This is a genomic window from Stenotrophomonas sp. SY1 (genome assembly GCF_021202945.1).
Classification (GTDB): domain Bacteria; phylum Pseudomonadota; class Gammaproteobacteria; order Xanthomonadales; family Xanthomonadaceae; genus Stenotrophomonas.
The window spans coordinates 668,826-682,623 of record NZ_JAJOYR010000001.1 but is presented as its reverse complement, the minus strand read 5'-3'; the positions used below and the strand labels follow the sequence as shown (position 1 = coordinate 682,623).

The window sequence follows — 13,798 nt, the reverse complement described above, 5'->3', positions numbered from 1 at the left end:
GTCATTGGACGCGCTACGGTGCCGACGAGCATCCCTGGTACGTGGATGACGTACTGCAGGCGACTTGTATCAAGCCAAGAGCTACTCGATCTTCCGGCGATGAAGACCGACGGTCTTCGCTTGTTGGCAGGCTGAGTGGCCGTCTATCGCGCAATTGGAACCACGCCGATGCGGATAATGCGGTCCGCGAGAGCACGGCAAGGACCCGGATCAGCGTCCGTCACGAGTTCAGGGGTAACCCCATCACCGAATTTTCCTCCAATGATGGATGGATTCCCTTCCGCGCCGACATGGGCGGCACCTGGTGGGAGGTGGAGATCGGCCTCACGGGCGAGATCGAACGTAACCTCTTCGTCCAGGGGAATCTCGGGTACCTGCAGGGCCGGGTTGACGACCGCCGCTCATGGAAAAGAACAGTCGGCATCCACGCGAACTGGTAGAGATCACAGGAAGCCATTACCTAGCCTCTCAGGTCACCCATTGATGCTCGTGCGCTCCCGATGGCTGGCTTTCTGCATGCACCCTGTCCCTGCGCATATCTGTTTGATGTCTTCGTCGGTCAATGCAAACCATTCGATTCGTTGTCGCCAATCTTCATATCGGCGTGGTGAGCTGTCCCCATGATAAGGGTGGATCTTAGGGTCGCTAGGTCCGGCCAACAAGCCGACGTACAACCGGACGCACAAAGGCTGTGTCCAAAGGTGCGTTACCCGGCTTTGTCCCGGCGGTCGCGACCTTGATCGGGTGAGTTAGACCACCCGTTCTTCAACCGAGTAGGCCTTTCCTCTGATGTCCGCTTTGGGTCGCATGACGCCCTGCGGCCAAGAGAGAACATACCCCCCGAATGCGAGCTGCGTACAAAAGCGAGGACGATTCAAAAAACCGTCCACACAGAAATCTGCACACGCTCCTCTATCGCGCGGGGCCAATCGAACAGGGTTATGCAGCTTCAGCCTGGCCACTAGGGGCCGGCTTGACTCGGCAACCACCATCTTCCGGAAAGCCCCTGGATGAACAACCCGCGGAGAGATCACAGCTAGCTCGCCGGCCAAATATTGCTTTCGCAATCTCATAGTTTGACCAAACCGGCCAAACTATGCACAAGCGCGCATTTCTGTTCTGTAACTCTCTGTTTTTCTTGGCCCACCAGGATTCGAACCTGGAACCAAAGGATTATGAGGCAATGCCTCTATTCCGCAGAATCAATCGCTTACCTGCGTTATTTTTTCCAAAGCGGTCCGCTCAAGTGCTTGATAGTACGCGGTGCAGGCTGGATTTTTTCCACAACTTCCAGCTCACCACACCCCCTGCTTCCCCGTCTCCGCCCAGTCTTCGTTGGCCCTTGCTAGTTGGCAGAGGCCATGGGCAAAGCAGCCTCGACTGCCGCTACCGACCCAAAGCAGACCTCCGCTGTCCAGAAAGAGCTGAGCGATTCAATGCTGCTTTCCGCGATGGCACGGACTGCGCTAGCGCTACGTCGCCTCGGTAGACAGGTCTATGGCAGAACTAGGTGGGGGCCTGCCGGCACATGATGGTGGGATTGGGTATTTTTACTTACTGATCAACAGAAGAACCACGCTCCCCCGATCGCCCGATTTCGGAGATAGTCCCTGCACGGCACTATGGGAGTACGTCATGGCTGAGTCATCGGCCCAAACCTTGTCCGGCATGACCGACCAAGATATCAGCGACGCCTATATCTATCTGCTAGGAAGACTGCTGATCACTCGTCAGCAGCAGATCGATTTCGACCAGGAAGGACTGCAGTGGAACTCCCTGCTACATCGGGAGCCCGGTCAGGTTGACTGGCCGAATCCCAACCTCGACGTCGCTTATTCCGAAGCGTGGATTGCGCTGGACGAGCACAGCTTCCTGCTAGTCAGCGTGCCCGAAATACGCGGACGGTACTACGTGGTCGAGTTCCTCGATGGGTGGGGGGAGACCGTGGCGAACCTCAATGAGCGCGTATATCCCGCCCACCCCCAAGGGCTATTCGCCATCTGTTTGGCGGGTAGCAATCTGGAGATTCCTGCTGGCGCGCAGCGCGTGGAAGTGCCGTCGAAAGTTATGCGGGTGCTGTTGCGGGTGGAGTTGGGGGCGGACTGGGATGAAGCCATCGCGTTGCAGCACCGATTCACGTTCGAGATGCAGGGCTCGCCTGCGTTGCCGGAGATTCCCCGCACGGTGATGTTCGACATGGAGGAACTTCCAGGAGTGGAAGCGTTCGACTCGGCGGAACTGGCGCTGCAAGTACCCGATGCCAGTCTGTTGGATCAACTGCAGGCAAATGTACGGGGCATCGCCGCGGCTGTCCGCGATTCCGCACAGCGAAAGCACGTGGACAGCGTCGTGCGCGCGAGGGCGTTCAAAGACTTCGCCGAGGCGGCGCCATATATCGGCCGAGGAACGATCAGGAATGGCTGGGCTCGGCCGGCATGCTGCGGCCACTGGGGCAAGGATTGGCTGACCCGAAGTACGGTCAATTTCGGCGGTATTTGGGCCAATGTATTCGAGGAAGTGCTGTATTACCGCGGCGCGCTGGACAGCGACGGTGCACCACTGGAAGCAGAGGGAAGCTACACATTGACGTTCCCCCCGGATGCGCTGCCAGAAACTTTCGCGAAGTATTTTTGGTCAGTGATCGCGGTCGACAGGGGGCATCGCCGGGTACTTCCCAACTCATTGAATCGCTACCTGCTGAACAAAGAGTCCGGTGTGGTCAAGAGTCCGGATGGATCGCTAACTCTCTATTTTGCGCCAGAGAAGCCCCTGGATGCGCCCGACGCCAACTGGTTGCCGACGGGTGCTGGAAAGCCTTGGAGCCTTACGTTCCGCTTTTATGGCCCGCGCGGCGGTGTAGTTGATGGCAGTTACTACCCGCCGGAATTGATCAAGCGCGTATGACGCGCACAACGACTAAGAACGGAGAACGGCATGAGCACTAGCACTTTCGGCGGTCGACATCCAGCCGGCGCGGTACAAGTTGGTGCCTTCATTCCTGCGCACCCGGATCTGGGGAACGGCGCGGGCGTGCCCGCGACGCTTGCGAACGAGCACTATGCAGAAGCCCTCGCCCGCGTGGTCTATGTATGGGGGCACCCACTCGTGAACACTTTCAGGCGCACAAGCACTTGGACACTGATGAAAGGCCACGGCCCAGGAATGGCGATGGGCCTTTTCCCGGGCTCGCCTAAGAACCACATGGGATACCTTGATGACTATATGCCGGCTGCGCAACGCAAGGTTGTAACGCCGAACAACGACACGGTGTACGGCGCGTGCTTTGCAGACCTTGCTGAGGAACCGGTGGTGGTTCAGACGCCCGAGGACGTGCCGCCGGGGCACTACTGGACCATCCAGATCGTCGATGCCTTCACCACCGTGACACATCAACTCGGCTCGGCTTCACACACTCCGGCGGGCAAATACCTGCTGGTTCCACCGGGATGGCAGGGCGACTTGCCCGCCGGCTTTATTGACCTACTGCACTCTCCTACGAACATCGCCGTGCTGATGGCCAGGAGCTTTGCCGCGCGCACGCCGGAAGCTAAGAAGCAGGCACGCTTGGTGCTCAACCAGATGGGTGTAACGCCGCTCAGTGAGGACGCGCCGGGGCGGCGCCGTTTCGACTGCGAAGCTAGCGCCCGCAACAAGGTGTACCCGCCAGGTATCACTGCCGATTTGCTGGCCACCGATCCTGACATGCTGCGGGAGCGTCCGGTTCATGGTGAAAGCTTCTGGGAGGACCTGATCAAGGCCTTGGATGCCAACCCCGACGTTGGACCCGCCGATGCGGCGATGGCGCAGCAGGCTCGCACGCTGATCGCACTGCGCGCACGCGACCCAGGCTGGCGTGCCCTGCTTGATCGGATCGCAATCGCTGCGGACGCAGAATTATTCCAAAGTGCGCGCTATGAGCAGGTCGGCACCGATGTTGGCAATGGCTGGCAGCGGCAACTAAATGGTGGCCGATGGGGCACAGATTGGTTGGGCAGGGCCCAGGCGGCGGTGATCTACATTTACGTTAATGATTTCGAAGAGGCGACCTACTTCATTCGCGGCACAGATTCGGACGGCGCGCTGCTGCAAGGGCGCTATCGATACATGATGCGATTCGAAAAAGGCCAGCTTCCGCCAGTTGATCGCGCGCGCGGGGGGTTCTGGTCACTGACAATGTACGACAAGGACTACTACATGATGCCCCAGACGCCGAACGGTCGGCACAACATTGGTACCGTCAATATGGATGCCAATGAACTGCATTTCGACGAAGACGGATCATTGACTATTTATCTGTCCAGCGACGAGCCGGTGGACAGTTCACGAAAGGCCAACTGGTTACCTGCGCCAGCAGACCAGTTCGCACTAATCGTACGAGCCTATGTTCCCGAGGTCGCCATTCTAAATGGTGGGTATGTGCTGCCAGAGGTGATGCGTTTGGACAAGTGAATGTGACGACCGACCGGAACTACATATGTCTGCTACTGGCCGGAAACAGAACATCGCTTGCCCTGTTCCACTCGATTGGCCTGCCGCGAACCGGTGAAAGCGTAGCGAAGTGGCTCCTCAAGCTCCTGCATCTCATTCTTTGAGCGGCAAGCTGCCCACAGTCCGGGCATGAACCTATCGCCACACTTTGAGTTTCGCCCATGGGTCGATGGCCACGGGCTATTCCTGCACGGCCGCATGATTGCCCTGGTAACGCCGCTGGCCAACGGCCATGTCAGATCTCAACGCAACGTGGGCACCCCTCACCTTTGCCACGCCTTCCACAACGACATGGATGCCGGCATGCGCTTCCTTTGCGCCTGGTCGACCAAGTGGCGTGAGCGCATCGAGCAGGTCCACGCCGGACGGACACTTGGCCAGCCTCCCTCCGCACTTGTAGCCGCCCCGTCAACGAGGCCTTCGGCACCGAGGAACAAGAGGCGACGACGGGGCAGATGAGGGAGGGGGATAGAGCCATCAAAGGTTCCTCAACCACCCTTATAGAAAAAAATTGGCTCGGGTCGGGGAAAGGGTAATAAAGGTAATACGCTGAAAATTCAGGCGCAATTTCCATATAAAACAGATAGATAGATCAACTATTCAAAGGTAATAAAAGGGTAATACTGGGGTAATCGAATTACCTTTTTGGTAGGTAATATTTTTGGAAGTCTGATCCCTTACAAATCAATGACATAACCTTTTGCCGTCTGAGAAATTACCTCTAATTACCCTCTGAGGTAATATTTTTGCGCCTTTAGAATCAATCACTTCGACCACTTTTCCGGCACTTATTACCTTATTACCTCTTTCCCGACCCGAGCCAAAAAATTTGCCCACCGGGGCAAGCCTGCAGCGGGGCCATACGCCGCGCAGCCGTGCCCCCTTCGGTGCAGGGATCCGCAGGTTTCCAGCGGGCCGCCAGATCGCACGCAGCGCCATACAGGGCGTGCCCCAGCGGCCACTGCAGGGGGTGCAGGAAAACAGGCCTATGAAGCGCGCAGGCGTGGCGGGGAGACGAGTGCGCTCGCCGGGGTGTGAACTGCACGCGCCATCCGCTCGCACAGATTCTCGTATGGTCGATGCACTCGGGCACACTGTGACGAACCTACTTGGCCACCCGGTATGTCCCAACCACAAACGCTAGTCACCCTGTCGATAGAGATGGTCGGCGCCGTCAGCGCTTTCATTTCCGAAATGCGCCCCCCTACGAGGCCGCCTGGTAGGCCGCAATGCGCGCTTTTTCTAACCCTTGCGGAACAGTACGAGGCTGCCACGCGATTGGTTCAGGTGGGGTTGGCGACCCATGCAGCGGGACACGTCCGCTCGATGCTGGAAGGTCTGACAGACTTGCTACTGCTGGCGACGCAGGCCGACCACCTGGGCCGCATGAAGTACGCCCAAGCAGCTGGCGAGAAGCGTTTTTTGGATCGAATGCTGGAGTCCCCCGAACTGTCGGCGAGCCAACGCGTCATGCTTGAGGGGCGGCTCGCTGAATGCATGGCGAGGTATCAGCCGTTGCACAACGAGTTTCGCGGCGACAAGCGGCCCCAGGTGGATGACTTTGCACTTGCAGGCTTGAAATCCCTGGTCGGCCCGTACTCGATGCTTTGCAGCTTCGCGCACAACGATCTCACTGCCTTGGCATATCGCCATCAAGGCGAACGGGGTATGACCTACCGGGAACCTGTCCCAGAGGACACCACTTTCCTGCTGCTGTCGCACGCCAGTTTCGTAGTTATGAGAGCAATGGGCGCGTTGAAGTCGGTCGTCTATCTTCCCGACGGCAGGTTCGATCATCACCAAGCAGAGATCGGCCGTTTGTATGACGCGATCACTGGCTTGGCGCCGGCGCCAAGCATAGAGTCAGAATCTCCCGACAACCGTGAACGGAAGGCCTAAGCGGCAATGCGGTGCTCGTAGAACGGGTGACGCTTGTCATCGAAGATCCCAAAAAGGGCGTCGAGATCAGCGGGATCTGGATTGAGCCAGGCCTCGATGTGCTCCGGCTTGATGTTGATGATTGTCCGGTCGTGCCCTGCCGCCGCCACCTCTGGCTCGGGATCGTCAGTGATGGCCGCGAAGCAAAGCATGTCGGGTTCCACACCCTCCGGGTCTTGCCAGTTCGCCCAGAGGCACGCGACGAACATCGGGTCGCTGCCGAGAATGAGCAGAAACCAGAGGATCTGATCTGATGAGCCGTGGCAGAAAAAGGAAGTTCAACCCCACGATTCCGGGGCACATTGAGCAGGAAGCACTGCCACGCGGTATCTACTGGGAGCGTGATCGTTGGTTCGTTTACGCTCCCCACCCTGAAGGTGGTCGTGATGTAAAGGTGACGGTGGCTAGCGCCACCGCTCGTCTGTCAGAGCTTCACGAAATCATGGAGAAGCGCACCACGGGCACTACTGTGGGAACGCTAGAGCACTTGTTCGACAGGTTCCACAAATCGCTGGAGTTCAAAGAGCTGGAGTTGCTGACACAGAAGCACTACAAGGGGTATGCCTCAGCACTGGAACAGTACGCGCTGAAGGATGGCAGTCTCCTTGGCCAGCTTCCCGTAGAACGAGTCACAACACCGCTTGTCCAGCGTCTGGTTGAAACGTACGCCATGGGTCGGCCCGCAACACGCCGTCAACCTGCAGTCCCGGCAACGCCATCGAAAGCCAACCACCTCTTTCGCTATCTCCGGCGCACTCTCGCTTGGGGCGTGCGTCATGGCATCTGCAAGCAAAACGCCGCGCTCGGAGTGCGCCAGGCCAAAGAGGCCAAGGCTTTCAAGATGCCCACGGCTGACACGTACCGGCGCGTGCTTGAGTTCGCGCGCGATCGGGGGGCCTTAACCCCACACACGAAAGGCAGCTTTCCATCTTATCTGGTCCCCGTGATGGTATTGGCCTACAGCGTCCGTCTTCGCGGCATTGAGGTTTGCACGCTCACTGATGCCCATAGGCTCGATGAGGGCATCCACAGCAATCGGCGCAAGGGTTCCCGCGACAACGTAACGCGCTGGGACGAGCAAACCACGGTTGCTTGGAATGCGCTGGTGGACCGGCGCAAAGCCATCTGGAATCGCCCTGGCCGTGGCTTTGCTATTCCGTTGCAGGCGTCAGACAGGTTTCTACTGGTTGAACAAACCGGCAACCCCATGCGCAAATCGAGCCTAGACACCGTGTGGCAACGTTTCATTCGCGAAGCCATCCGGGTGAAGGTCATAACCGAAGCAGAGCGCTTTTCTTTGCATGGCTTGAAGCATCGCGGCATCACCGACACTGCCGGGAACCGGGGTGACAAACAGGACGCTGCAGGGCACGTGACACCCGAAACGACAGATCGCTATGACCATGAACTACCAGTGGTCGATACGCCTAAACCACGCTGAATTTTTCCACCAATTTTTCCACGGCCACAAAAAAGGCACTTGGGCGACAGCCTAAGTGCCTGTTTTATATGGTGGGCCCATCAGGATTCGAACCTGAAACCAAAGGATTATGAGTCCTCTGCTCTAACCGTTGAGCTATAGGCCCGCAGTGACGGCACAGTGTAGTGGACGACACCGTCGACGGCCATGCTGTAACAACACTCGGGGCCAGTCCGCTGGCATTCCAGCATCCGGCCGGCACACCGGGCTTGCCCCGCATCGGGAGCGGGTCCGGGCCTTGGTCTCTACGCGCGCGAAGAAAGTCAGCGCACAGATCAACCATGCCGGCGCTGACCGTGCCCGGTCCGCTTATCGCACACGCGGAAATGCCCCTGGCCTGCACGCCGGCGGCGAGGTCAGCGCAGCTGAGCCAGCCACGCCAGTGCACCCGCAGACACAAGCGTGGGGCGCGCTCGGCGACTCCCGCGCCCGCTCAGAACGTCCACGCATAGGACACGCCCAGCAGGTTTTCGGACAACTTCAGGTCGGCCTCACCGCCGCCGAAGTTGGCGGGAATCGAATTGCTGCCAGCAACACGCTTGGACGAAGCATGGGCGAGATAGCCACTCACCTCGTTGCCTTGCCGCGTGGTCCATGTCGCACCGAGCGTCACATGGTTCTCCACCACCCCCGGCGCCAGGATGTTGAAGAAGGTCTGCGTCTCCGGCACGGGCTGGTCGCTGTGGCTGAAACCGGCCCGCACCGTGAGTTGAGGCGTCAGCGTGTACTGCACGCCAAGCTTGTAGACGGTGACATCGTCCCAGCCAAACCCCGGCCCGAAGGATGCACCCAGTGGCACACCTTGCAGCAGCGGTGCCAGCGGTTGGCCAACCGACCGCACATCGCTGTAGTTGATGCGCTGCACTTCGGCGGCGATGGTGGCAGCGTTGGTGGCTTTGAACGCGATGCCGATGCCGTAGTTCTCCGGCACATCGAAGCTGCCGTTGTCGGCGAACAGGCCCTTGTACCTGTCGAACTCGCTGGCCTTGATCTTCGAGGACCAGGTGGCGCCGACAGTCACGCTGTCGCTGAGCTGGCCGTTCCAGCCCAGCCGCACACCAACGCCGGTGGACGTGTCGGTACCGCGATTGCTGACGTTGTTCGGCGATTGCGAGAGCGCACCAAAAAAGCCAATGCCCTTGGCCTCGAAACGCTGGTACAGCAGGTTCAGGCCGACGCCCAGCGAATGACGCTCGTTGAGCTTCACCGCGAGCGAAGGCGTGATGAAGATCTGCTCCAGGTTCACCCCCGCCTTGCCGCTCGCACCAAAGCGCGCGTATGGGTTCTGGCCGTAATCGGTGTTCATGCCGCCATTGCCGTACAACGCAATACCCCAGGCGTAACGATCACCGAATGCTCGCGTGTAGCCCACTTCAGGCAGCACGAAATTCTCACGGTCATCGCCGTCGTAGTGAGCATCCGCGCCGTACGCGTTGCCGATGATGTTTGCACTGCGGCGCGGCGCAAACCAGGTGGCGCCCAGGTCCAGCCGATCACCGACCAGAACGGTACCTGCGGGATTGGATGCCGCCGCCAATGCATCCTGCGGCAGCGCGATGCCGATGCCGGCAATGCCGTTGGATTTGACGCTGTTGCCGTGGGTGAAATAACCATTGGTGGCCGAAGCGAAGGCTGGGGCCAGCAAGGCGGCAATGCCTGCGGCAAGCCGAAGGGAAGCGTGAGTACGGACGTTCATGACAGCCTCGAAAGGGGAGATGCAGTACGGCGATCTGCGTCATCGCCTGCCCTCGAAGCTATACCCGGCCGTTTCCGCGTTCCTTTGATATGTGATTGTTTGGATATTCCGAGCGCTCATGTATGCGACGAGCGTGATGTCACGCGCAGCATTACTGCACGAGAGCACGTGTTCCGGAACTGCACACACAACCCGCATGCAACGCAGATGCAACCGGCATGCACGCATCACATGCACACGATGGAAGACGCCAGAAGCAGCCCGCATGCCCAGGCCTGCATCGATCTTTCGCGGCCTCGGCGTGCAATGAAACGATGCGTTTCCCAATCAAGGACTGGCAGGTGCTGGCGTGTATGTGCGGTGGCGCGATGCTGCACTCCACGGCTGTGGTCATGCAGGAAATCATGCGCACCGTGCCTCGGCTGGCCGGCCTGTGTACCCGGCATTTGCAGGTACGCCGAACGATGCCGCGCATGATGCTCCCCAACGATGGCGGGAGTGGCACTGGCAGTGCTGGAATCAAATCCACGCACCATGAAACCTGCTGCGCGCACGTTGCCGAAACCGCACGTCGTGGCATCCCGGCCTGCGAAGCCCAGGTGCTGCTGTTCTCGTTCCCGCATGCGGCTGTGCAAAGCAGCGGGGCATGGCTCCGCTCTACCCGCGTGGGCCGGCACGTTTGTGGCTGCCCGCGCAAAGAAAAACCCCGCCTTGCGGCGGGGTTTTCATGTTTCCTTGCGGCTTCTACGACGCGACGATCAGTCGATGTCGAGGAAGCTGCGCAGCTGCTCGGAGCGGCTCGGGTGACGCAGCTTGCGCAGCGCCTTGGCTTCGATCTGGCGGATGCGCTCGCGGGTGACGTCGAACTGCTTGCCCACTTCTTCCAGCGTGTGGTCGGTGTTCATGTCGATGCCGAAGCGCATGCGCAGCACCTTGGCTTCCCTCGGGGTGAGGCCGGCCAGTACGTCACGCACGGTCTCAGACAAGTTGATGTTGGTGGTGTTGTCGATCGGGGACTCCACATTGGTGTCCTCGATGAAGTCGCCCAGATGCGAATCCTCGTCGTCGCCGATCGGGGTTTCCATCGAGATCGGCTCCTTGGCGATCTTCATCACCTTGCGGATCTTGTCTTCCGGCATGTCCATTTCCTTGGCCAGCTCCTCCGGCGTAGCCTCGCGGCCGTACTGCTGGAGCATCTGGCGGGAAATGCGGTTCAACTTGTTGATCGTTTCGATCATGTGCACCGGGATACGGATGGTGCGCGCCTGGTCGGCGATCGAACGGGTGATGGCCTGGCGGATCCACCAGGTGGCATACGTGGAGAATTTGTAACCGCGGCGGTACTCGAACTTGTCCACGGCCTTCATCAGGCCGATGTTGCCTTCCTGGATCAGATCGAGGAACTGCAGGCCGCGGTTGGTGTACTTCTTGGCGATGGAGATCACCAGGCGCAGGTTGGCCTCGACCATCTCCTTCTTGGCCTTGCGCGCCTTGGCTTCGCCATAGGCCATCACGCGGCTCATTTCCTTCAGCTCGTCCAGCGACAGCTGAGCGGTCTTTTCCAGGTCGATGGTGGCCTGCTGTTCGGCAACGATCTGATCCTTGACGTCACGCAGGGCCGAGGACCACTTCTGCTTGCGCTTGATCGCGTCTTCCACCCACTCCAGGTTGGTCTGGTTGCCTTCCCAGGAGCGGATGAAATCCTTGCGCGGCATGCGCGCGGTGACCGTGGCCAGGTGCAGCACGCGGCGTTCCTGGGCCTTGATCTGGCCCATGGTCTCGCGCAGCTGGCGCACCAGCACGTCGGTCAGCGGCAGCGGCAGCTTCAGGGTGACGAAGGTGGCCGACAGCTCTTCACGCAACTTGGCCTGTGCTTTGGTATCGCCCTTGGCGTGCGCCTTCTTGTACTTGGCCAGGTCACTGGCCAGCAGTTCCATGCGGCGCGCCACTTCCAGCGGATCCGGACCGGTCGGGCCGGTGTCTTCCTCGCCGGCGACATCGTCCTCGTCCTCATCGGCTTCGGCGTCGTCACTGTTGGCGTCATCGGAATCGGCCGAAGCGGCCGGGGCCGGTTCTTCCTCGACCAGGTCGTTGAAGCCGACGATCACTTCGGCCAGGCGCTTCTTGCCTTCCTTGTGCGCTTCGTAATCGGCCAGCACGGTTTCCAGCGCGATCGGGAAGGTGCCCAGTGCAGCCTGCACCTGGCCCAGGCCTTCTTCGATGCGCTTGGCGATGGCGATTTCGCCTTCGCGGGTCAGCAGCTCGACCGTACCCATTTCGCGCATGTACATGCGCACCGGGTCGGTGGTGCGGCCACCTTCGGTATCCAGCGCGGTCAGCGCGGCGGCGGCTTCTTCAGCCGCGGTGTCATCGACTTCACGGTTACCAGTGTTGCCGTCGCTGAGCATCAGCGTGTCGGCGTCGGGGGCAACTTCGTGGACATCGATGCCCATGCCGGTGATCAGGCCGATGATGTCTTCGATCTGCTCCGGGTCGACCATGTCGTCGGGCAGGTGATCATTGACTTCGGCGTAGGTCAGGTAGCCCTGTTCCAGGCCCTTGCTGATCAGAAGCTTGATGTCGTTTTGCTGGGCAGGACGTTCGTTGGCCATGTAATGCTCGCGCCACCGGCTGTAAGGAAATGGGAACCTAGCATTATACCAGCGCAGCATAACGCTTGCCGGGACGGTGGTTCCACGGCGCGTTACGGTCTGAGCAGAAAGGTTACGGGCCCGTCATTGACCAGGCTGACTACCATATGGGCACCAAATCGGCCGGTTTCCACCCCCGGCACGTGCTTTTCGCGGCAGATCGCCACCAGTTGGTTGAAAAGCCGTTCAGCCTCGGCCGGCGGGGCCGCCGAGGTGAAACTCGGGCGCATGCCCGAACGGGTGTCAGCGGCCAGGGTGAACTGGCTGACCAGCAGCAGGCCGCCGCCGGTATCGCGCAGGGAGCGGTTCATCCGGCCGGCCTCGTCGGCGAATACCCGGTAACCCAGCAGGCGCTCGGCCATCCGCGCCAGCCCCGCCTCGTTGTCTTCCGGTTCGACCCCGACAAATGCCAGCAGGCCCGCCCCAATCTGGCCGACCACCTCACCGTCAACACTCACCGAGGCCTGGGAAACGCGCTGGATCAGTGAAAGCATGCAAGGTCCTGACAAGGCAAACGGGCACGATAGCACCGGCCGCCAGCGGCTAGACTTGTAGGGATGAAACCGCACGCCACCGCCAAACTCTATTACCGCGCCGCCGCCCTGCTGACCCACTTGCCGTGGGCCCTGCAACGGACGCTGGCCGATGCGGTGGCGGGCCTGTGGCGGCTGATCAATGCCCGTGAAAGCCGGGTTACCCGCCGCAACCTGGAACTGGCCTACCCGGAGCTGTCCGAGGCCGATCGCCAGTACCTGCACCGCCAGGTACTGCGCACCACTGCCCGCCAGGCGATGGAAACGCTGTACCTGTGGACCCATGATCCGGCCCGCAACCTGTCCCGGCACCTGCAGGAGCGCCACGGCGAGGCGCTGTACGACGCTGCGCTGGCCTCGGGCAAGGGGGTGATCGTGGTCGCCCCGCACTTTGGCAACTGGGAGTTGCTGAACCAATGGCTGGCCTCGCGCGGGCCGATCGCCATCGTCTACGCGCCGCCGGAGAACCCGGTCGGCGACGAATTCCTGCAGCTGTGCCGCGGCGGCGACAACGTGCGCCAGGTGCGTGCCGAAGGGCCGGCGGTGCGGCAGTTGTTCAAGGTGCTCAAGGACGGCGGCGCCACCGGCATCCTGCCCGACCAGCAGCCCAAGAACGGCGATGGCGTGTTCGTGCCGTTCTTCGGCATCCAGGCGCTGACCATGACCCTGGTCAACCGCCTGGCCGAGCGCACCGGCGCAACGGTGCTGTACGCCTGGTGCGAGCGCATCGGCCCGAACCTCGAGTTCGCCCTGCATGTGGAGCCGGCTCCGGCGCAGATCGGCGACCCGGACCTGCAACTTGCCGCCGCTACGCTCAGTGCCGGCATCGAACGCATTGCCCGACGCGACCCCAGCCAGTACCAATGGACCTACAAGCGTTACACGCTGCGCCCACCGGGCAGCGGCGAGCACGACCCCTACGCCACCGCCAGGCACCCGCACTGACACGCCCGCTGCAACACTGCGTCACCGGTTCCGTCGATTGAATCCCCGACCGGCGGCCCCCATAAGG

General features: G+C 60.6%; 9 protein-coding genes, 1 tRNA gene and 1 pseudogene. 6 read left to right on the top strand and 5 right to left on the bottom strand.

Annotation, left to right across the window (positions count from 1 at the left end; genetic code table 11):
* Positions 1-41: 41 nt before the first annotated feature.
* The 4 genes from LR961_RS02725 (at position 42) to LR961_RS02710 (ending at position 6,387) form a co-directional block, all read left to right on the top strand.
* The gene (locus LR961_RS02725) at positions 42-440 is read left to right on the top strand and encodes an autotransporter domain-containing protein (protein ID WP_232146888.1); all 399 of its coding nucleotides are present in this window, start codon (positions 42-44) and stop codon (positions 438-440) included.
* Positions 441-1,635: 1,195 nt separating this feature from the next.
* Complete coding sequence (locus LR961_RS02720; RefSeq protein ID WP_232146887.1) at positions 1,636-2,904, top strand: DUF1214 domain-containing protein; 1,269 nt, start codon at positions 1,636-1,638, stop codon at positions 2,902-2,904.
* Positions 2,905-2,934: 30 nt separating this feature from the next.
* The gene (locus LR961_RS02715) at positions 2,935-4,449 is read left to right on the top strand and encodes a DUF1254 domain-containing protein (RefSeq protein WP_232146886.1); all 1,515 of its coding nucleotides are present in this window, start codon (positions 2,935-2,937) and stop codon (positions 4,447-4,449) included.
* 1,161 nt (positions 4,450-5,610) lie between these two features.
* On the top strand, positions 5,611-6,387 hold the full coding sequence (locus tag LR961_RS02710; protein ID WP_332311008.1) for a DUF5677 domain-containing protein: 777 nt from the start codon (positions 5,611-5,613) through the stop codon (positions 6,385-6,387).
* Here LR961_RS02710 and LR961_RS02705 read toward each other — a convergent pair.
* Positions 6,384-6,641 (bottom strand): annotated as a pseudogene (locus LR961_RS02705) (SOS response-associated peptidase family protein); the annotation flags it as partial. The gene LR961_RS02710 and the pseudogene LR961_RS02705 overlap by 4 nt on opposite strands.
* 38 nt (positions 6,642-6,679) lie before the next feature.
* Here LR961_RS02705 and LR961_RS02700 point away from each other — a divergent pair.
* Complete coding sequence (locus LR961_RS02700) at positions 6,680-7,867, top strand: integrase (protein ID WP_232146884.1); 1,188 nt, start codon at positions 6,680-6,682, stop codon at positions 7,865-7,867.
* A gap of 69 nt (positions 7,868-7,936) precedes the next feature.
* Here the strand turns inward: LR961_RS02700 and LR961_RS02695 are convergent.
* The 4 genes from LR961_RS02695 to dtd form a co-directional block, all read right to left on the bottom strand.
* Positions 7,937-8,012: transfer RNA gene (locus tag LR961_RS02695), tRNA-Ile, on the bottom strand.
* A 327-nt stretch (positions 8,013-8,339) separates the two neighbouring features.
* Positions 8,340-9,602, bottom strand: a complete 1,263-nt coding sequence (locus LR961_RS02690; protein ID WP_232146883.1) for an outer membrane protein transport protein — start codon at positions 9,600-9,602, stop codon at positions 8,340-8,342.
* A gap of 758 nt (positions 9,603-10,360) precedes the next feature.
* Positions 10,361-12,214, bottom strand: a complete 1,854-nt coding sequence (rpoD, locus tag LR961_RS02685) for an RNA polymerase sigma factor RpoD (protein WP_232146882.1) — start codon at positions 12,212-12,214, stop codon at positions 10,361-10,363.
* Between the two features lie 92 nt (positions 12,215-12,306).
* On the bottom strand, positions 12,307-12,747 hold the full coding sequence (gene dtd, locus LR961_RS02680; RefSeq protein ID WP_232146881.1) for a D-aminoacyl-tRNA deacylase: 441 nt from the start codon (positions 12,745-12,747) through the stop codon (positions 12,307-12,309).
* 63 nt (positions 12,748-12,810) lie between these two features.
* Here dtd and LR961_RS02675 point away from each other — a divergent pair, with 63 nt between their 5' ends.
* Positions 12,811-13,731, top strand: a complete 921-nt coding sequence (locus LR961_RS02675; RefSeq protein ID WP_232146880.1) for a lauroyl acyltransferase — start codon at positions 12,811-12,813, stop codon at positions 13,729-13,731.
* The last annotated feature ends 67 nt before the right edge of the window (positions 13,732-13,798 follow it).